18 protein-coding genes, 4 tRNA genes and 1 pseudogene are annotated in these 18,142 nt (G+C 59.2%); 6 read left to right on the top strand and 17 right to left on the bottom strand.

What is annotated here, in order from left to right; translation table 11 throughout:
* Positions 1 to 28 precede the first annotated feature (28 nt).
* From CFE47_RS19715 to CFE47_RS19705, 3 genes are read right to left on the bottom strand one after another with little or no spacing between them, the layout of a single operon-like run.
* Complete coding sequence (locus CFE47_RS19715; protein WP_286839633.1) at positions 29 to 718, bottom strand: energy-coupling factor ABC transporter permease; 690 nt, start codon at positions 716 to 718, stop codon at positions 29 to 31.
* The gene (locus CFE47_RS19710) at positions 715 to 1,182 is read right to left on the bottom strand and encodes an FAD/FMN-containing dehydrogenase (protein WP_286839631.1); all 468 of its coding nucleotides are present in this window, start codon (positions 1,180 to 1,182) and stop codon (positions 715 to 717) included. Before CFE47_RS19710 ends, CFE47_RS19715 begins: the two co-directional genes overlap by 4 nt.
* 53 nt (positions 1,183 to 1,235) lie before the next feature.
* Positions 1,236 to 3,281 carry an autotransporter outer membrane beta-barrel domain-containing protein gene (locus CFE47_RS19705; protein ID WP_286839630.1) on the bottom strand — a complete coding sequence of 682 codons (2,046 nt, stop codon included), beginning with the start codon at positions 3,279 to 3,281 and terminating at the stop codon, positions 1,236 to 1,238.
* Between the two features lie 252 nt (positions 3,282 to 3,533).
* On the opposite strand from CFE47_RS19705, the gene CFE47_RS19700 reads away from it, so the two are divergent.
* From CFE47_RS19700 to CFE47_RS19690, 3 genes are read left to right on the top strand one after another with little or no spacing between them, the layout of a single operon-like run.
* Positions 3,534 to 4,163 (top strand): DUF1780 domain-containing protein, encoded by a 630-nt coding sequence (locus tag CFE47_RS19700; RefSeq protein ID WP_083360208.1) that lies wholly within the window; start codon positions 3,534 to 3,536, stop codon positions 4,161 to 4,163.
* A 56-nt stretch (positions 4,164 to 4,219) separates the two neighbouring features.
* Entirely contained in the window at positions 4,220 to 4,393 is a 174-nt protein-coding gene (locus CFE47_RS19695) for a DUF3094 family protein (protein WP_185708298.1), read from the top strand.
* Between the two features lie 60 nt (positions 4,394 to 4,453).
* Entirely contained in the window at positions 4,454 to 5,752 is a 1,299-nt protein-coding gene (locus CFE47_RS19690; protein WP_135307559.1) for an NAD(P)/FAD-dependent oxidoreductase, read from the top strand.
* A 176-nt stretch (positions 5,753 to 5,928) separates the two neighbouring features.
* On the opposite strand, the gene CFE47_RS19685 is transcribed toward CFE47_RS19690, so the two are convergent.
* The 7 genes from CFE47_RS19685 to rluD all read right to left on the bottom strand — a co-directional run bounded on the left by CFE47_RS19685 (position 5,929) and on the right by rluD (position 11,025).
* Positions 5,929 to 6,005 (bottom strand) — tRNA-Pro (locus CFE47_RS19685).
* Between the two features lie 94 nt (positions 6,006 to 6,099).
* Positions 6,100 to 6,175: transfer RNA gene (locus tag CFE47_RS19680), tRNA-Lys, on the bottom strand.
* 5 nt (positions 6,176 to 6,180) lie between these two features.
* A tRNA-Pro gene (locus CFE47_RS19675) sits at positions 6,181 to 6,257 on the bottom strand.
* Positions 6,258 to 6,266: 9 nt separating this feature from the next.
* Positions 6,267 to 6,342, bottom strand: a tRNA-Asn gene (locus CFE47_RS19670).
* A gap of 303 nt (positions 6,343 to 6,645) precedes the next feature.
* Entirely contained in the window at positions 6,646 to 9,210 is a 2,565-nt protein-coding gene (gene clpB / locus CFE47_RS19665) for an ATP-dependent chaperone ClpB (protein ID WP_185708296.1), read from the bottom strand.
* A gap of 130 nt (positions 9,211 to 9,340) precedes the next feature.
* On the bottom strand, positions 9,341 to 10,066 hold the full coding sequence (gene pgeF, locus CFE47_RS19660) for a peptidoglycan editing factor PgeF (RefSeq protein WP_286839620.1): 726 nt from the start codon (positions 10,064 to 10,066) through the stop codon (positions 9,341 to 9,343).
* Positions 10,063 to 11,025: a 23S rRNA pseudouridine(1911/1915/1917) synthase RluD gene (rluD, locus tag CFE47_RS19655; RefSeq protein WP_058423068.1), complete on the bottom strand. Its 963-nt coding sequence runs from the start codon at positions 11,023 to 11,025 to the stop codon at positions 10,063 to 10,065. The genes pgeF and rluD overlap by 4 nt, the downstream gene beginning before the upstream one ends.
* Positions 11,026 to 11,174: 149 nt before the next feature.
* On the opposite strand from rluD, the gene CFE47_RS19650 reads away from it, so the two are divergent.
* Together CFE47_RS19650 and CFE47_RS19645 are read left to right on the top strand one after the other, a co-directional pair.
* Entirely contained in the window at positions 11,175 to 12,200 is a 1,026-nt protein-coding gene (locus CFE47_RS19650) for an outer membrane protein assembly factor BamD (RefSeq protein ID WP_185708294.1), read from the top strand.
* 128 nt (positions 12,201 to 12,328) lie between these two features.
* The gene (locus tag CFE47_RS19645) at positions 12,329 to 12,562 is read left to right on the top strand and encodes a PP0621 family protein (RefSeq protein WP_178919156.1); all 234 of its coding nucleotides are present in this window, start codon (positions 12,329 to 12,331) and stop codon (positions 12,560 to 12,562) included.
* Here the strand turns inward: CFE47_RS19645 and thiO are convergent.
* From thiO to pilV, 5 genes are read right to left on the bottom strand one after another with little or no spacing between them, the layout of a single operon-like run.
* Positions 12,549 to 13,658 carry a glycine oxidase ThiO gene (gene thiO, locus CFE47_RS19640; protein ID WP_286839612.1) on the bottom strand — a complete coding sequence of 370 codons (1,110 nt, stop codon included), beginning with the start codon at positions 13,656 to 13,658 and terminating at the stop codon, positions 12,549 to 12,551. The two genes, CFE47_RS19645 and thiO, sit on opposite strands and share 14 nt — an antisense overlap.
* Before the next feature lie 59 nt (positions 13,659 to 13,717).
* A complete protein-coding gene (locus tag CFE47_RS19635; protein WP_286839609.1) occupies positions 13,718 to 14,119 on the bottom strand; it encodes a type IV pilin protein in 402 nt (133 codons plus the stop codon).
* A gap of 11 nt (positions 14,120 to 14,130) precedes the next feature.
* Positions 14,131 to 14,658 carry a pilus assembly PilX family protein gene (locus tag CFE47_RS19630; protein ID WP_286839737.1) on the bottom strand — a complete coding sequence of 176 codons (528 nt, stop codon included), beginning with the start codon at positions 14,656 to 14,658 and terminating at the stop codon, positions 14,131 to 14,133.
* 10 nt (positions 14,659 to 14,668) lie between these two features.
* Positions 14,669 to 15,373: a prepilin-type N-terminal cleavage/methylation domain-containing protein gene (locus tag CFE47_RS19625; protein WP_286839606.1), complete on the bottom strand. Its 705-nt coding sequence runs from the start codon at positions 15,371 to 15,373 to the stop codon at positions 14,669 to 14,671.
* Entirely contained in the window at positions 15,370 to 15,843 is a 474-nt protein-coding gene (pilV, locus tag CFE47_RS19620; RefSeq protein ID WP_502695494.1) for a type IV pilus modification protein PilV, read from the bottom strand. The genes CFE47_RS19625 and pilV overlap by 4 nt, the downstream gene beginning before the upstream one ends.
* A 191-nt stretch (positions 15,844 to 16,034) precedes the next feature.
* Here pilV and CFE47_RS19615 point away from each other — a divergent pair.
* Positions 16,035 to 16,615, top strand: a pseudogene (locus CFE47_RS19615) (GspH/FimT family pseudopilin).
* Here the strand turns inward: CFE47_RS19615 and ispH are convergent.
* Both ispH and CFE47_RS19605 read right to left on the bottom strand, forming a co-directional pair.
* Positions 16,569 to 17,516, bottom strand: coding sequence for a 4-hydroxy-3-methylbut-2-enyl diphosphate reductase (gene ispH / locus CFE47_RS19610; RefSeq protein ID WP_185708289.1), 948 nt, complete (start codon positions 17,514 to 17,516; stop codon positions 16,569 to 16,571). The pseudogene CFE47_RS19615 and the gene ispH sit on opposite strands and share 47 nt — an antisense overlap.
* 184 nt (positions 17,517 to 17,700) lie before the next feature.
* A complete protein-coding gene (locus tag CFE47_RS19605; protein ID WP_185708448.1) occupies positions 17,701 to 18,138 on the bottom strand; it encodes an FKBP-type peptidyl-prolyl cis-trans isomerase in 438 nt (145 codons plus the stop codon).
* Between the last annotated feature and the right edge of the window lie 4 nt (positions 18,139 to 18,142).

Here is an 18,142-nt window from a genome sequence, read left to right as displayed (position 1 = left end):
TGCCGGGGGGCGCGGGATTTGATCTGGATCAACGCTGCGATTCGTCATCCTTCCAGGTTGCCGAGAGGTAGCGAGTGCGGTTGAACGTCTCCAGCCATTCAGGGCAAAACACCACCAGGGCACTGATCACCATGCCGTTGATGAAGGCCTCTGGAAATATGATCAGCCACAGGTAGCCGACGAAATCTTCTAGCCACTCCGGCATCGCAAAAATACCGTCAAACCACAGCAACCCCAGCCCGGCCAATAGGCAGAGCAACGCCGACAGCGCAGCAGCAAAAAAGCCGGAGCAGAAGATATACACAAAGGGATTGCGCGGCTGTGCACGCTCTACCAACAGTGCGCAGCCTTCGGTAACCAGCACCGGCAGCCCGATCAGCAACAAGCCGTTGACGCCGAGCGCTGCCAGATCCTGGCGTCCCAGCAACATCAAGCCCAGTTGGGCAGCAAAGCCTCCAACAATCGCCAGGGGCCAATCAAGCAGCAGGGTGACGGCAGTCATGCCAATGAAGTGATAGGACACACCCGTATCGAAATCCCGTCGCACCAACCACAGCATGAACAACGCGAATACTGTGCCGAACAACAGGTGCTGGCGTCGGCGGTCGGCGAACAGCTCCACCCACGGCGAACGCAGAATCGCCCACACCAATACCGGCGCATACAACACCCAGCCGATGCCGAGGCTTTGCGGCGCCAGCACCGCGGCACTGATCACGGCTTCACCTGCTCCAGGGCTTGGCGCAGATCAGCGGCGGAGCTGTACTCACGTTGTGCAACCAGCTTGCCGTTATCCAATTGCAGCCATAGCACTTTATCCACAGGCCCCGGATAACGCGGTGCGATACGCGCGTCACGGTCCAGCATTACCCGATAGTTGTAGGACTGCATGGCAGGCACCGCGAACAGCTTGGCGATCAACCGGGGCATGCGCTGGATGTCGGCAACAAATACACCGTGCTTCGATTCCAGGTACCCCTTGGGTTGACCTTGCAAGGCAGCATCCACTTGTTTGGCCGCATCCATGCTGCGCGCAACCAACAGAACCCGAGCCTGATCATCCAGGGTGTAAGCCTGGTCGAATTGATCCAGCAAGGTCCAGGGCACAACCCGCTCACCTACCTCTATCGCCTGGGCCCACAAGGGCAAAAGGCTGAGCACTGCCACCGCTAGAAACTTCACTGCACACTCCTTAATGCCGGTTCGCTATCGAGTGGCCAGTCTACACCGCAGCTTTACCACAGGTAGCGATAACCCAGGTTCACGCCCCATGGCTGTTCGATGGAGTTGCCTTTCGCGTACTCGGCATCCAGGGATATCTTGCTCTTTTCGCTGACCTGCAACACACCGCCAAAGCCCAGCTCTACGCGATTACCCGGCAACTCTGCATCGAGCTTGTTGCCATTGACGCTGACCTTAGTGCTACCAGCATGCTCAGTGATGTAGGACGCTTTGACGTAGGGTTGGGCCTTCATGCCATTGCTCAACGCCAAGCTGCGGCCAAACAGCGAGCCCACACGACTTTGCAGTGAGTCCATATCGTCGGCGTTGACTTTCAGGCCGTTGCTTGCAGTGTAGTTGGCGCCTTGAGTACGGGTCGCCGTGAGTTCGAGTTGAGGCTCGACGAACCAGCCATCACCAAGCTTGATGTGTTTACCCACTTCGATATCTGCGCCCACACCGTTAGTTGTGTAGGAACCTTTTACCGACTGCCCCAGATTGGTCGGCATCTTGATGTCGTTGTCAAAGCGGCTGTACTTCAACACGCTGTCGACATAAATACCGTTGTCATTGAGGTAGGTGGCGTAGACGCCAAACATTTTGCTGTCAGTGGTGCCGGAGGCGCCTTCACCAAAATCCTGGTCCGACCGTGCCGCACCGACCATTGCACCGACGTATACCTTGCCAGCGTTCACAGCGAAGGCTTTATCGGCGCCGACCTCAACGCCGGAAATATCTTGGGTGTAAGCGCGGCTGGAGTGCTCACTCACGTCGAATCGCTTGCTGATGGCGCGGGTCCACACCCCGCCCTCATCCTTGCCCATGCGCAACTCGCCCAGGCGCTTGACCAGCGCATTCATCTGCGCACTCCACAGCGTCGCGCTGGCGGTCTGTGCCGCGATAGCCGCATTGGCCCCCGAAGAAAGACGCTCTGCCGCCGAGCTTTTGCCGGTACTTGCCAACACCCAATCGTCGCCTTCCTGCTGCAAGCCATAGCGAAATGCACCGGCATCCACATGCCCGCCATACAGGTCGAATTTTGCGCTGCCCCCGTTGGTGTCCACCAGCAGCAAGCGACCGTCCGCCGCGCTCGGCTCATGCCCGGAGTCCGCCACGATCAAGGTGTGATTACCGCTCGCCAACCCAGCCCCCTCCACCACCAACACGTCGTTTTGCGCGCTGGCGATATCGGTGTTCATCAGGATGCTACCGCTGCCGGACAGGGCGTTGACGGTGAACGTCTTGAAGCTGCCATCGGTGCTTGGCACAAAGGCTAGGCGGCCGCCGTTGAGCGTCAGGGAATCTACGGTTTTAACACCGTTTTCCATGATATTGACGGTACCGCCCGCGTCGGCGACCAAGCCATTGGCCTGGGCACCCTCGAAAAGATTGACCTGGCCACCGTTGCTAACCGTACTGTTGTTGGCAGTGCCGTAGCTGGAAACGTTTTGAACCCCACCGTCGATCCGCGTATTGGTCGCAACCACCCCGCCCAACGCATTGCGTTCGAGAGTCTGCACACCGCCGGCCAGGACCAGGGTATTCAGTGCCGACCCCATATTGTTCAAGCTTTGCGTTCCACCGCTATTGATGACGGTATCGACCGCCGCGCCGCCAAATGTGACGGTTTGCAGGCTGCCCGCATTGATCTCTGTACCAATCGCGCGGCTATTGGAGTTTTGCACGGTCTGTGTTCCGCCATTGAGGATGGTGCCGTTGGACGTGCCGACGGCGCTCACGACTTGTGAGCCGCCCGCGTTGACGACAGTGCGATTGGACACACCGCTTTGCACCAATTGGCTGCCATTGACCGTCGCATCATTTGAGATGCCATTCTGAAACACCACCTGGGTTCCCGTTTCCTCGATTAACGTAGTGTTGGCCGTACCGTTGGCCCTGATGGTTTGCTGTCCAGCCGTCACCGTCTCGCCATCCACCACTGCACCGGCGTTGACAATCGACGTAAACGCTTGCGCGTGCATGGGTTGCAACATGAGAACCGCCAGCGCCAGGGGCGACAGGGCAAATATCGACGCTCGTTTCGGGTGAAGGGTGTGCATGTTCTGTACCTCAGACTAACCGCCAACTCGGCGATGAAGATGCCAATGGCATCCTGGTCGAGCTGTGGCTGACCTCAGGTCAGTGGCTCGGTGAGGTCGTAAATCTAGGGATCTGGGAGGAACAAAAGAGTAGGAAATTTCCTTGTGCTTGTAGGAAATTTCCCAGGCGTTCATTCGATAGCGCACTCTTTAGAGGAGAAATGCGCCCGACTTTGTTTTTTTTCATCACATTTGAGCGCTAAGCTGCTAGCTATGGATGACTCAGATTACTTGCGCCTGCTCACCGTAGCGGCCGAACAAGCCAATGCATTCCTGTCCAATGCCCGCAAATGGGAGCGTGAGCGTTGGGTGTGCCAGCGCCTGCTACAAGGCTTGAATGTGCCTTACCGTGCCGAAGAGTTTCACGCCGCCGGGCAAGAGCCGCCGGACGTGTTGTTTCGCGATGCCAGCTTCGAGGTTTTTTTCGTCCTGGACGAAGGTCGGCGCCTGAACGACGAATGGCGCGACGAACTGCTGCGCCGGCGCAGCGCATTCTCTCTGAGCCAACTGGTGCGGCGCGAGGCCAAGCCCCGGCGCATTCCGGCCCATGAGTTCCTGCTGCGCCTGGCGCCAACACTGCGCAAAAAGGCGCACAACTATAAAGAGCGCGGGATGGACCTGGGAGAGTTGGATCTCATCGCCTTCACCAGCCTCAAGCGTGAAGTGCTCGACCTTAACAGCCATTTCCCGCCGCCAACCGAATACCTGCGCCAGGGCTGGCGCTCGCTGTCGCTGGTGGGGCCGACGTTTGCACGGGTGCTGTTCGCGCATCCGGATGCGCCGGATTTCTTGCGCAACAACCTGGGCCGCAGCATAGTATTCGACGTGGGCATCAGCCTCTGATCCCCCCGGACTGTAACGTGGCGCCCTTTTGCAACGTCTACCTGACGAGGCTTTATATGACCAGCCGCCTGAACCCCGATGACCAGCAGCATGTCGAAGAGTACCTGCAACTCTCCCAAAACCGAGTCGAGCGCAAGCCTTTCCGGCCCTGGCTGCTCCTCGGTGTGGTGCTGGTGGCAGTGGTCGGGCTCGGCTTGCTGAGCCGCCTTTTGAGTTACCTGACGCTATGAGCTGCCTGGCGCTCGCGGGGGTAACTGCTCCGATTTCTTTTAGCCTTGCGAGATATCCCCATGACCCATCGTATTATTATCGTCGGCGGCGGCGCCGGCGGCCTGGAGTTGGCTACCCGCCTGGGTAAGACTCTGGGCAAGCGCGGTACCGCCAGCATCACGCTGGTGGATGCCAACCTGACCCATATCTGGAAGCCCCTGCTGCACGAAGTGGCCGCCGGTTCGCTGAATTCTTCGGAAGACGAGCTCAATTACGTTGCCCAGGCCAAATGGAACCACTTCGAGTTCCAACTGGGGCGCATGAGCGGGCTCGACCGCGAACAGAAGAAAATCCAGTTGGCTGCCACCCTTGATGAAGAAGGCCGTGAGCTGGTGCCCGCACGCGTACTGGGCTACGACAGCCTGGTGATCGCAGTCGGCAGCACCACCAACGACTTCGGCACCGAAGGCGCGGCACAACACTGCTTGTTCCTCGACACCCGCAAACAGGCCGAGCGTTTCCACCAACAGTTGCTCAACCACTACCTGCGCGCGCATGCCGGTCAGACCGATGTGGAAGAGAAAATCAGCGTCGCTATCGTTGGTGCCGGTGCCACCGGTGTCGAACTGGCCGCCGAGTTGCACAACGCAGCCCATGAACTCGCAGCCTATGGCCTGGACCGCATCAAGCCGGAAAACATGCACATCACCCTGATCGAAGCCGGCCCACGGGTGCTCCCTGCCCTGCCAGAACGTATCGGCGGGCCTGTGCATAAAACCCTGGAGAAACTCGGGGTGACGGTATTGACCAACTCGGCAGTGAGCGAAGTGACGGCCGACGCGCTGATCACCAGCAGCGGCCAGGTAATCCCCGCCAGCCTCAAGGTTTGGGCAGCAGGGATTCGCGCACCGGGGTTCCTCAAGGACATCGATGGCCTGGAAACCAACCGCATCAACCAACTGCAAGTGCTGCCGACGCTGCAAACCACCCGCGATGAAAACATCTTCGCTTTTGGCGACTGCGCCGCCTGCCCGCAACCGGGCACTGACCGCAACGTACCGCCACGGGCTCAGGCGGCTCACCAGCAGGCTTCGTTGTTAGCCAAGTCGTTGAAGCTGCGCATCGAAGGCAAGGACCTGCCGAGCTACAAGTACACCGACTACGGTTCGCTGATCTCGCTGTCGCGTTTTTCCGCTGTGGGTAACTTGATGGGTAACCTCACTGGCAGCGTGATGCTGGAGGGTTGGCTGGCGCGGATGTTCTACGTGTCGCTGTACCGTATGCACCAGATGGCGCTGTATGGGTTCTTCCGTACGGCGATGCTGATGTTGGGTAGCAAGATCGGGCGCGGGACCGAGCCACGCCTCAAGCTGCACTAACAGCACAAAACCTTGTGGGAGCGGGCTTGCCCGCGATAGCGGTGGATCAGCAGCGAATAGGCTAGCTACCAGACCGCTATCGCAGGCAAGCCAGCTCCCACATTTTTTGCGTCATATTTGAGATCTTCACAGGCAAAAAAAAATCCCCGTATCTTTCGATACGAGGATTTTTAATATGGTCGGGGTAGGGGGATTCGAACTCCCGACATCCTGCTCCCAAAGCAGGCGCGCTACCGGACTGCGCTATACCCCGGTAATAAAAAGGCGACCTTTCAGTCGCCTTCTTCGATCAGCGCTTTTGGCCTCTGATCTTAAGATTCGATTCCAGCCTGAACTGGTCTCAAAAATGGTGGGTCGTGTGGGATTCGAACCTACGACCAATTGGTTAAAAGCCAACTGCTCTACCAACTGAGCTAACGACCCAAATATGGTCGGGGTAGGGGGATTCGAACTCCCGACATCCTGCTCCCAAAGCAGGCGCGCTACCGGACTGCGCTATACCCCGGTTTGAAATTGGCTCCGTGACCAGGACTCGAACCTGGGACCCAATGATTAACAGTCATTTGCTCTACCGACTGAGCTATCACGGAACTACATATTTCAAAGTACAACTTCTACTGCGGTGTAACCTTCTCTTCGAGTCTTCCGTATCGCTACGTTGTCATGTCTGAGGCGCGCTATTCTACAATCTTAAAAACCCCTGTCAACCCTTTAAATTGCTTTTAAGACAATGATTTGCGCTTGTTTCTGATTTCTTCTTGGGGAGAAGAAACCCGTGGGCTGACGTTGTTGCGGGGCGCACTTTACAAGCCTTTTCCTTACAGTTCAACGCCCTATCGAAAAAAAAAGGCCCCGCAGTGCGGGGCCTTCTTTTATTGCGCCAGTTTCAAGTCTCAGTGAAAGACGATTTCGTCGTTCTCCACGGTCGCCTCGACGCTGGTGCCAGGCATAAAGCTGCCCGACAGGATCAGCTGTGCCAGCGGGTTCTCGATCCAGCGCTGAATCGCACGTTTCAGAGGCCGTGCGCCATACACTGGGTCGTAACCGACCGCGATCAGCTTGTCCAACGCCTCGCTGCTCAACACCAGGTCCAGCTCACGCTCGGCCAGGCGACTACGCAGGCGACCCAACTGGATCTCGGTGATGCCCGCGATCTGATCCCGTGCCAGAGGCTCGAAGATCACCACTTCATCGACCCGGTTGATGAATTCCGGGCGGAAGTGACTGGTCAGCGCATCCATTACAGCAGCTCGCTGGCCTTCACGGTCCCCTACCAGTTCCTGGATCTGCGCCGAGCCCAGGTTGGAGGTCATCACGATCACCGTGTTACGGAAGTCCACCGTACGTCCGTGGCTGTCCGTCAGGCGGCCGTCTTCAAGCACTTGCAGCAGGATGTTGAACACATCCGGGTGCGCCTTCTCGACCTCATCCAACAGGATGACCGAGTAAGGCTTACGCCGCACGGCTTCGGTCAGGTAACCGCCCTCTTCGTAACCCACATAGCCTGGTGGTGCACCGATCAAGCGCGCCACCGAGTGTTTCTCCATGAACTCGGACATATCGATCCGCACCATGGCCTCTTCAGTATCAAAGAGGAACTCGGCCAAGGCCTTGCACAGCTCGGTCTTACCCACACCGGTCGGGCCGAGGAACATGAACGAGCCGCTCGGGCGATTCGGGTCGGACAAACCGGCCCGCGAACGCCGCACCGCGTTAGACACCGCCACCACGGCCTCTTCCTGACCGATCACACGTTCGTGCAACAGGCTTTCCATTTTCAACAGTTTGTCGCGCTCACCTTCGAGCATTTTCGACACCGGAATGCCGGTCCACTTCGAGACGACTTCGGCAATTTCTTCCTCGGTCACCTTGCTGCGCAGCAACTGGTTCTCAGGCTTGCCATGCTGATCGACCATCTGCAGGCTGCGCTCCAGGTCCGGGATCACCCCGTACTGCAACTCGGCCATGCGGTTCAGGTCGCCTTTACGGCGCGCTGCTTCCAGTTCCTGGCGGGACTGCTCGATTTTCTGCTGGATCTGGGCAGAGCCCTGCACTTCGGCTTTTTCCGAAGTCCAGATTTCTTCCAGGTCCGAATACTCGCGTTCCAGGCGGACGATTTCTTCCTGGAGTTTTTCCAGGCGTTTCTTCGCCGCGTCGTCTTCTTCTTTCTTCAGGGCCTGGGACTCAACTTTAAGCTGAATCAGGCGCCGATCCAGACGGTCGAGCACTTCCGGCTTGGAGTCGATCTCCATGCGAATGCGGCTGGCCGCTTCGTCGATCAGGTCGATGGCCTTGTCGGGCAACTGCCGGTCAGTGATGTAGCGATGGCTCAATTTGGCCGCCGCAATGATCGCACCGTCAGTAATCGCCACCTTATGGTGGACCTCATAACGCTCTTTCAGGCCACGCAGGATCGCGATGGTGTCCTCTTCGCTCGGTTCTTCCACCAGCACTTTCTGGAAGCGACGCTCAAGGGCCGCGTCCTTTTCAATGTACTGGCGATACTCATTGAGCGTAGTGGCACCGACGCAGTGCAACTCACCCCGCGCCAAGGCCGGCTTGAGCATATTGCCCGCATCCATCGAACCTTCGCCTTTACCGGCGCCGACCATGGTGTGCAGTTCATCGATAAACAGAATGATCTGCCCTTCCTGCTTCGACAGTTCATTAAGCAGGGATTTCAGGCGCTCTTCGAACTCACCACGGAATTTGGCACCCGCGATCAATGCCCCCATGTCCAGGGACAACAGACGCTTGCCTTTAAGGCCGTCCGGCACTTCACCATTGATGATGCGCTGGGCCAAACCTTCGGCAATCGCGGTTTTACCCACGCCCGGCTCACCGATCAGCACCGGGTTGTTCTTGGTGCGACGTTGCAGCACCTGGATGGTGCGACGAATTTCGTCGTCACGGCCGATCACCGGGTCGAGCTTGCCGTCTTCGGCGCGCTTGGTCAGGTCGACGGTGTATTTATCCAGGGCCTGGCGCGACTCCTCATGGTTGGGGTCGTTGACCGCGTCGCCGCCGCGCAGGTTGTTGATGGCATTTTCCAGGGCTTTCTTGCTCACGCCCTGGCCCAGCAACAATTTGCCGAGCTTGCTGTTTTCGTCCATGGCGGCGAGCAGTACCAGCTCGCTGGAGATGAACTGGTCACCTTTCTGCTGGGCCAGGCGATCCGCCTGGTTGAGCAGACGCGCCAAGTCCTGCGACATATTCACGTCGCCAGTTGGATTTTGGATTTTCGGCAGTTGGTCGAGCTCTTTGCTCAACTCCTTGCGCAGGCTGTTGACGTCGAAGCCCACCTGCATCAGCAAGGGTTTGATAGAACCACCTTGCTGTTCCAGGAGCGCCTGCATCAAGTGCGCAGGCTCGATGGCCGGGTGGTCGAGACCCACCGCCAAGGATTGAGAATCAGACAATGCCAACTGCAATTTGCTGGTTAAACGATCAATACGCATTAGTCACCTTCCTTTTGAGCAGGCCGGAGCTATAAAACATCCTGAATGAAGAAACCTGCCAGATACCCTTATAGATGGGGTGGATTCTGGGAGTTTCAAGCGTCGGACAGTTGACGCAAGTCAGAAGAGTCTAGCGTTCGAGCCAGATAAGGGAGGCAAACCGACCAGTGCGAGGGCTGCGACGGTAAGAAAAGAAGCGGGCATCGGTCACGGTGCAGAAACCGCCACCATAAACGGCGGTGACACCGCGTGCGGCGAGGCGCAAGCGGGCCAGCTTATAGATGTCAGCCATGAACTTGCCGGGATTGCGGCTGGGCACAAAGGCTTCGGCGGTGATCGGCAGTTGCTGCATGAAGGCTTCACGCACTTCCGGGCCGACTTCAAAGGCTTGTGGGCCAATGGCCGGACCCAGCCAGACCAGTACATCGGCAGGCTCGGCGTCCAGGCTTTCGTACGCAGCTTCCAGCACGCCAGCCGCCAGCCCCCGCCAACCGGCATGCGCCGCAGCCACACGAGTGCCGGCACGGTTACAAAACAATGCTGGCAGGCAATCGGCGGTCATTGACGTGCAGGCGACGCCAGGGGTACTTGTCCAACTGCCGTCGGCTTCAACCGTGCGGCCAGGGTCGGCCTCAACCACGGCCACGCCGTGGACCTGACGCAGCCAGGCAGGTTGAATATCGAAGGCATCGCGGAGACGGCGGCGATTTTCGAGAACGGCTTCCAGGCTGTCTTCGACATGATCGCCCAAATTGAGGCTGTCGAACGGCGCCAGACTGACGCCGCCCGCACGGGTGGTAACGCAGGCTTTCACCTGAGCCGGCGCAGGCCAGTCAGGAATCAGCCAGTCACTCATCCGACAAATGCCTCGCGATCCTGCTTGAGCAGCGTCAGCAACCAGACCAGATCGTCCGGCAACGGCGATTCCCAGCTCATCCGCTTACCGCTCGTCGGATGATCCAGTTCCAGGAAGCGCGCGTGCAGTGCCTGGCGCGGGAAGTTTTTCAGCGATTCAACCATGGTCTGGCTCGCCGCCGGTGGAATACGGAAGCGGCCGCCGTAGGCCGGATCGCCGACCAACGGGAAGTTGATGTGGGCCATGTGCACACGAATCTGGTGGGTACGGCCGGTTTCCAGCTTGACCCGCACATGGGTATGGGAGCGGAAACGCTCCAGTACACGGTAGTGGCTCACGGCCTGCTTGCCGCCTTCCATCACCGCCATACGCTGGCGCTGCTGGCCGTGACGACCGATCGGTGCGTTGATCTTGCCACCTGCCACCACCACGCCGATCACGATGCACTCGTAGATCCGGCTGACGCTGCGGCTCTGCAGCTGTGTGACCAACTGCGTCTGTGCCTGAATGGTCTTTGCCACCACCATCAAGCCGGTGGTGTCCTTGTCCAGACGGTGCACGATGCCGCAGCGCGGGACATTGATGATGTCCGGCACGTGGTGCAGCAAGGCATTGAGCAAGGTGCCATCAGCGTGCCCGGCAGCCGGGTGAACCACCAGGCCTGCGGGTTTGTTGATCACCAGGATGTCGTCATCTTCATAGACGATGTCCAGCTCGATGTCTTGGGCGACCCATTCTCCTTGGGCTTCCTGCTCGGCAGTCAGCTCAAGAATCGCACCGCCATGGACTATGTCTCGCGGGCGGATAACCGCTCCATCCACAGTCAGGCGGCCGTCTTTGATCCAGGCGGAAAGGCGCGAGCGCGAGTGCTCAGCGAATAATTGTGCGGCGACTTGATCGAGGCGTTGGCCGCCCAATTCGGACGGCACCTCTGCGCGAAGTTCAATTTTATCGGACATGCTCAGACTAGGCGTGGCACAGCCTTTGGTTTCGGCTGCGCGCTTGTGGTTAAATACGGCGTCTTTTGCCCCGAGGCTTTCAACGGGGCGCTCATCATAACAGGACGGCCCCGCCCAAGACAGCGGCCGTCATAGGGACGCAAGCCGCCATGCAAGTGAAACACCTGCTGCTGATCGCCATCCTCGCCATGACTGCTGCTTGCTCGTCAACAAAGGAAGTCGTCGACGAAAACCTGAGCGAAGTCGAGTTGTACCAACTGGCTCAGAAAGACTTGGACAACAATAGCTACACCAGCGCCACAGCGAAGCTGAAGGCCCTGGAGTCGCGCTACCCGTTCGGCCGTTACGCCGACCAGGCCCAGCTTGAGTTGATCTACGCCAACTACAAGAACGCCGAGCCGGAAGCCGCCAAGTCCGCCGCCGAGCGTTTTATCCGCTTGCACCCGCAGCACCCGAACGTGGACTACGCCTACTACATGAAGGGCCTGACGTCGTTCGACCGGGACGTTGGCCTGCTGGCCCGCTTCCTGCCGCTGGACATGACCAAGCGTGACCCGGGCGCTGCCCGCGACTCCTACAACGAGTTCGCCCAGCTGACCAGCCGCTACCCCAACAGCCGCTACGCGCCGGACGCCAAGCAGCGCATGATCTACCTGCGCAACCTGCTGGCCTCCTACGAGATCCACGTTGCCCACTACTACCTGACCCGTCAGGCCTATGTAGCTGCCGCCAACCGTGGCCGCTATGTAGTGGAAAACTTCCAGGAAACTCCTTCGGTGGGTGACGGCCTGGCCGTAATGACCGAGGCTTACCAGCGCCTGCACCTGGACGCCCTGGCGGCCACCAGCCTGGAAACCTTGAAGCTCAACTACCCGGATCACCCAAGCCTGAAAGACGGCCAGTTCGTACCGCAGGTCGCCGAGGCGGACAACCGCTCGTGGCTGAGCAAGTACACCCTGGGTCTGATCGAGTCCCGTCCACCGCTGCCGCCGGGCGAAACCCGCGCCAACCAGGACGTGATCAAGCAGTTCCAGGATGCGAAGGACGCCATTCCTTCGGACCTCAAGCCGCACGACGAGAACGGCGATGTGATCGAAGAAGAAGCACCGCAGGCCCTGGGCAACAACCAGGACCGTTCGTGGTTCAGCTACATGACCTTCGGTGTGTTCGACTGATAGCTGTCGACACAACGCAAAAAGGGAGCCCCTCGGGGCTCCCTTTTTTGTGGCCAAGCATTATTGCGCTGTGCGCCTGCAATGTCCTTGGCTAAACTGGCGCATTCCTTGTCGAGAAGCTCACCATCATGGTTCGTCTACTGTTCTGGATTGCCGTTATTGCCGCCGCGGTATGGTTCTGGCGCAAATTCAAAAGCCCGGCCGCCAAACAACAACGCGCCAGCGAACCCGACGCAGCCTTGATGGTGCGCTGCGCCCACTGCGGCGTGCACCTGCCGCAGGACCGCGCCTTGAGCTCGCGCCAGGAGTGGTACTGCACCCAGGCGCACCTGGAGCAGGGGCCGAAGTCTATCCAGCGGTGATCCGACCTTCCGGCGCATAAGGCGCAGGGTCAATTATCGGTGTACGTTCCAGCAACAAGTCAGCAAACAACTGACAGGATGCCGGCGCAAGCACCAGGCCATTGCGGTAATGCCCGCAGTTGAGCCACAGACCTTCAAAGCCCGGTACGGTGCCGATGTAGGGAATGCCCTCCGGCGAGCCGGGGCGCAAGCCGGCCCAATGCCCCACTACCTTGGCGTCTGCCAGGGCCGGGATCAGCTCTACCGCCGAGGCCTTGAGACTTTCCAGGGCCGACTCGGTTGGCGTCTTGTCGTAGCCCTCATGCTCCAGGGTGCTACCGATCAGGATGTGCCCATCACGTCGCGGGATCGCATAACGCCCCTTCGCCAGGACCATGCTCGACAAAAAGTCGGAGGCGCACTTGTATAGAATCATCTGGCCTTTGACCGGCTCCACCGGCAACGCCAGCCCTAGCGTGCCGAGCAAGTCACCACTCCATGCGCCTGCAGCCAGCACGACCTGATCGCCGAAGATCGGCCCCTCTGCGGTATTTACACCCACCACGCGAGCGCCATCCAGGGCGAACCCGGTTACCGCGCATTGCTCATGAATGGTCACGCCCGGCAATGCCAACAGCGCTGCCTTGAGGGATTTGACCAGGCGCGGGTTGCGTACATTGGCCACGTTGGCCATGTAGATCGCCTGGCTGTAGCCACCACCCAACACCGGCACCGCATCATGGGCGGCCGAGACATCCACTTTGCTCAGGGGCCGGCCTTCACGCGCGGCCCAGGCCAATGCATCTGCCTCATCGTCCAGATCGAGCCAGTACAACCCTGAGGTGTGAACCTCCGGGTCGACCCCCGTCGCGGCGAACAGACGCTCAGCCAGCTGTGGATAAAAATCCTGCGACCAATGGGCCAGCGCAGTCACTGCGGGGCTGTAGCGCCACGGGTACAACGGCGAAACAATGCCGCCACCGGCCCACGAAGACTCTTGCCCCAGCCCCGCACGCTCCAGCAGCACAACTGACTGCCCCTGGGTGGCGAGGTTGAACGCCGTCAACAAGCCGATGACTCCGCCACCGACAATCACTACCTGCTGCTTTGCCATCATTTGATCCAGCCGAAAAATAGGAACAGGCACTCTCGGCGCCCAGTCATCCAGCACCCTCATCATTGCCCCCAGCAAAGCTTGCGCGACATTTCTGGCGCCGCACCTGGGTTGCTCCGTGCGCCAACGCTGGTAAGGCTGAACTCACCGCAAGCATCGCCCGCCATCATCGACTCAGCGACCGGGGTGGCTACAAGATGGAAATCCTGAGGGTTCAATGCAGCGGTGATTCTATAGCGATCATTGCCCGCACTGACGCCGCTTGCATCAATAAAAGTACCGTTCCTCGTATAAAAGCGCTCCAAGTGCTGAGCCTGCTCGGTCAGCAGCGCGATAATTTCTGCGCGATACACCTTTTTCATGTGGCCCGCGTAACCGGGGTAAGCGATCCCGGCCAAAAGCCCGATGATCGCCACTGCGATCAGTAACTCGACAAGAGTAAAACCTTGGCTGTCCATGCTCATCCCACTGCTCCTTATTGAAGTTGCCGCCATGTCACTCGCACAAACCGCGCACCACCCTCCACCTCCACCCGCGCGTACATGCTTTCCAGCACCGTACGCGACTGACCACTAAGCCCAACCGCCGTCACTCGATAAAGCACGGCAGGGGTTTGTGCCGGTAAACGGGCCACCCCCAAGGTAGGCCCCAGAAATTGAATGCCATAGAGCCCTCCCTTAAGCGCAACCCAGTTAACTCTCGAAATAGGATTAATCCCGCTGCCGACCACCGCATACGCTTCATCAGGGGGCGCACAGGCGCGGGCCGATTGGCATAACGGCAATGCTGCTGGTGTTCGTCTAACACCCTCCTCTCCAAACCTCAGGCCACTTTCGGCACTTTGAAACGACTGGTTGCGATGCCAAATGCTGCCGGCGATCTTTTGTTGGGCGACAGCACCTTGCATCGACGACAGGCCAACCAATGACAACAACAGCAAGAACACCAGGCTGATCAGCAGAACCATGCCGCGCTGATGTGCATAACCGCCGACTAAAAGCATCATGTCCTCGTTACCCCAAACGATTTCGTAGCGCCGCTACGACGCTGTAGGTCTGATCCTTTACCCGACCTGAAGGGTCTCGCAGCGTCATCTGGATTCTCACGCTACGTATCAGCGATTCGTCGGAAGGGTTGGCGTCGTAGCGCACCACGGCGACCGATGCAGACTTGGCGGCCACACCAAAACTGATGTCGAACGCCTCAACGTTATCCACCAACACAGCCTTGGCTGGTGCTGTGGGCGTACTCAGCTTCAACTGGCCCGCTTCAAAGGTGTAAGTCAGCTGGCGTATGGCAAAACGCGTCTGCCCAGGCGCTGGCACTGGGGAGGTTCCTGCATAGGCCTGGGCCTCGCTCGAACAGTCGGACAACACCGTCCAGTCAGGCGTGCCACGTCCGCCGACATCGGCAGTCACCAATGTCAACGCCCTTGAGCTACTCCCCGCCCCCCAATAAACCGGCCGATCAAAGGCCAGCGGGGCATTGTCGATATAGGCCGTGGCCAGGCAACCAAACATCCCCGCCTGACGGATGTCCTGCATCAGCTTGCCAAGGACAAACCGAGCATCGTCCTGCAGCAGCATGGCGGCCTGCTGGCTGGCCTGGGTTGCTCGGGAACTAATGACCACCTGACTGACACCGAGTACCAGCAACAGGCCCAGGGCAAGGGCCAATAGCAATTCCACCAGGCTAAACCCCCGAGCACGGCGGTTCATTGCACGCCCTGCATACGGCTGGTCAGCGTGAAGGTTTCCCTGGCAGCCAACGTGCTGGAGCCCCGGTGGTCATCCCAACTCACACTGACAGTCACCTCTCCCCCACTGATTGCCACCGAACCTTCGGCACTCTCCCCTGCAAAACCGAGGATATTCGCTTCAAAATCATGCAAGTCCACATCACGCACGCTAGCGGTCGCGGTGCTGGCAGGAGCGCGCTCGGCTCGGCCCCACGAATAGTCTGCGTCAGGGTTGGCGCGAATTCGGTCGAGCATGTCGTAGGCGATGAAGCTGGCCTGGCTGGTCATCCTGGAACTGTCAGTGTGCTTGAGGGCATTCAGTTGGATTCCCGCAGCACCCAGCAAGCCGGTGGCCAGAATCAGCACCGTTACCAGTACCTCAATCAGCGTCATGCCAACTTGGTGCAGAGGTGAAAGGCGGGGAAAAGTCGTTTTCAGGCAAACAAGCATTACCGTCGTCATCCATGTCGAGGGCCGGAAAGGGCAGAAAGATCTGCTGTGCGGCCCAAGACTAGCGCCGGTTTTTCGTCCGTGCTGCTCCAGGAATAAAGGGAAATACTTTGGACACAAAGGCCATCATTCATCTCCGCAGGTAGAGCGCTATACCTAGGTCAGCGCCCTAATCCACGGACGGAGTTTCCATGAAACAGCACGGTTTCACCCTGATCGAACTTCTGCTCGGACTGATCATGAGCGGCATCCTGGCGCACCTGGCAGTGCCAAGCTTCAAGCGCTTGCTGGATTCACAGCAACAGCAAAGCGCAGCGCAAGCGCTGGCGCAGGGGCTGCGTTACGCGCGCACTGAGGCTGTTGCACGCAACCAGGCAGTGGTCATTCATGCGCTGGGCGACGACTGGGGCCAGGGCTGGCGAGTGATTTTGGATGTGAGTGGACGCGGCCGACCGGACGACGACAATCCGGTGCTACTGATGCGTCAGGACAGTGGGCGTGTTCCAGTCGTGGGCAACGGGTCGGTTAAGAGTGAGATCCGCTTCAGCGGGCTGGGCGATCCGGTATTTTCGGGAGGGGGATTTCGCGCAGGTACCGTGCACATTTGCGCCACGGGCGAGCCGCACAGCGTGTATCAAATAGTACTGGCACCCAGTGGGCGCATCAGCCTGCGCAGCGATAAAACCGAGCAGGCGTTGTGCCGGGGCTAACCGGCACTCTGGCATTCAGAGCAACGAGCGAACCCGCAATTCCTTGGGCATCGAGAAGGTGATGTTTTCTTCACGACCGGCCAGCTCGTCGGCGCCCGTTGCGCCCCAGGCGTGCAACTGCTGGATCACGCCGCGCACCAAGACTTCCGGGGCCGAAGCGCCGGCCGTGATGCCGATACGTTCGACGCCATCGAACCAGCTGCGCTGCAGGTCCTCGGCGCCATCGATCAGGTACGCCGGCGTCGCCATGCGCTCGGCCAACTCCCGCAGGCGGTTGGAGTTGGAGCTGTTAGGGCTGCCGACCACCAGGACCACATCGCATTCATCAGCCAATTGCTTGACCGCATCCTGGCGGTTTTGCGTGGCATAGCAGATGTCATCCTTGCGCGGACCGCCAATAGCCGGGAAGCGACTACGCAGCGCGTCGATAACACGGCTGGTGTCGTCCATGGACAAGGTGGTCTGGGTCACGAATGCCAGGCGCTCGGGGTTGTGCACCTGCAGGTTGGCGACGTCTTTTTCGTCTTCCACCAGGTAGATGGCGCCGCCATTGCTGGCGTCGTACTGACCCATGGTGCCTTCTACTTCGGGGTGGCCGGCGTGACCGATCAGGATGCACTCACGGCCATCGCGACTGTAGCGCGCGACTTCGATATGCACCTTAGTCACCAACGGGCAGGTGGCATCGAAGACTTTCAGGCCACGGCCTGCCGCTTCCGTACGCACTGCCTGGGAAACACCGTGCGCACTGAAGATAACGATAACGTCGTCCGGCACCTGGTCCAGTTCTTCAACGAAAATGGCGCCGCGTGCACGCAGGTCCTCGACCACGAATTTGTTGTGGACGACTTCATGGCGCACGTAAATCGGCGGCCCGAAGACTTCCAGGGCGCGGTTGACGATTTCGATCGCCCGGTCCACGCCGGCGCAGAAGCCACGGGGGTTGGCGAGTTTGATTTGCATGCTGTGCCTCGTGTCTTGCTGGGCAAGAAATTGGATCAACTCAGCTCTATAAGAGTAAGCCTCTGTGGGAGCCGGGCTTGCCCGCGATGCAGACGACTGGGTGTATCAGGTACACCGAGGTGATGCAATCGCAGGCAAGCAAGCTCCCACACAAGCCAACACCCGCATGAACCGGTTTCGTCAGTTAAAGCGCTTTAACGTCGATGATTTCAACGTCAAAGGTCAAGGTTTTACCGGCCAACGGGTGGTTGAAGTCGATGGTTACTTGCGCGTCATCGAAGGTTTTCACCACGCCAGGCAATTCGGTGTTCGCCGCATCATTGAAGATCACCAGCAAGCCTTCCGACAGGTCCATGCCTTCGAACTGCGAACGCGGGATGATCTGCACGTTTTGCGGGTTAGGCTGGCCAAAAGCGTTTTCCGGCAGGATCTGCAGGGTGCGCTTGTCGCCGGCCTTGAAACCGAACAGGGCCGCTTCGAAACCCGGCAGCAAGTTGCCGTCGCCGACCTTGAAGGTGGCCGGGGCTTTGTCGAACGTGCTGTCGACCGTGTCGCCGTTTTCCAGGCGCAGTGCGAAATGCAAGGTGACTTCCGTGTTCTGGCCGATGCGTTGCTCAGCCAATACC

Origin of the sequence: Pseudomonas sp. PGPPP1, assembly GCF_002255865.1 — a bacterium.
Lineage (GTDB): Bacteria > Pseudomonadota > Gammaproteobacteria > Pseudomonadales > Pseudomonadaceae > Aquipseudomonas > Aquipseudomonas cremoris.
Note: the sequence above shows the minus strand (reverse complement) of the source record. Positions and strands in the feature narration are given on the sequence as shown.

What these genes read in the sequence shown, in the direction of transcription:
- CFE47_RS19705 (WP_286839630.1), bottom strand. Translation starts at nt 3,281, where the DNA reads ATGCACACCCTTCACCCGAAACGAGCGTCGATATTTGCCCTGTCGCCC.
- CFE47_RS19700 (WP_083360208.1), top strand. Translation starts at nt 3,534, where the DNA reads ATGGATGACTCAGATTACTTGCGCCTGCTCACCGTAGCGGCCGAACAA.
- CFE47_RS19695 (WP_185708298.1), top strand. Translation starts at nt 4,220, where the DNA reads ATGACCAGCCGCCTGAACCCCGATGACCAGCAGCATGTCGAAGAGTAC.
- CFE47_RS19690 (WP_135307559.1), top strand. Translation starts at nt 4,454, where the DNA reads ATGACCCATCGTATTATTATCGTCGGCGGCGGCGCCGGCGGCCTGGAG.
- clpB (WP_185708296.1), bottom strand. Translation starts at nt 9,210, where the DNA reads ATGCGTATTGATCGTTTAACCAGCAAATTGCAGTTGGCATTGTCTGAT.
- pgeF (WP_286839620.1), bottom strand. Translation starts at nt 10,066, where the DNA reads ATGAGTGACTGGCTGATTCCTGACTGGCCTGCGCCGGCTCAGGTGAAA.
- rluD (WP_058423068.1), bottom strand. Translation starts at nt 11,025, where the DNA reads ATGTCCGATAAAATTGAACTTCGCGCAGAGGTGCCGTCCGAATTGGGC.
- CFE47_RS19650 (WP_185708294.1), top strand. Translation starts at nt 11,175, where the DNA reads ATGCAAGTGAAACACCTGCTGCTGATCGCCATCCTCGCCATGACTGCT.
- CFE47_RS19645 (WP_178919156.1), top strand. Translation starts at nt 12,329, where the DNA reads ATGGTTCGTCTACTGTTCTGGATTGCCGTTATTGCCGCCGCGGTATGG.
- thiO (WP_286839612.1), bottom strand. Translation starts at nt 13,658, where the DNA reads ATGATGGCAAAGCAGCAGGTAGTGATTGTCGGTGGCGGAGTCATCGGC.
- CFE47_RS19635 (WP_286839609.1), bottom strand. Translation starts at nt 14,119, where the DNA reads ATGAGCATGGACAGCCAAGGTTTTACTCTTGTCGAGTTACTGATCGCA.
- CFE47_RS19630 (WP_286839737.1), bottom strand. Translation starts at nt 14,658, where the DNA reads ATGCTTTTAGTCGGCGGTTATGCACATCAGCGCGGCATGGTTCTGCTG.
- CFE47_RS19625 (WP_286839606.1), bottom strand. Translation starts at nt 15,373, where the DNA reads ATGAACCGCCGTGCTCGGGGGTTTAGCCTGGTGGAATTGCTATTGGCC.
- pilV (WP_502695494.1), bottom strand. Translation starts at nt 15,843, where the DNA reads ATGCTTGTTTGCCTGAAAACGACTTTTCCCCGCCTTTCACCTCTGCAC.
- ispH (WP_185708289.1), bottom strand. Translation starts at nt 17,516, where the DNA reads ATGCAAATCAAACTCGCCAACCCCCGTGGCTTCTGCGCCGGCGTGGAC.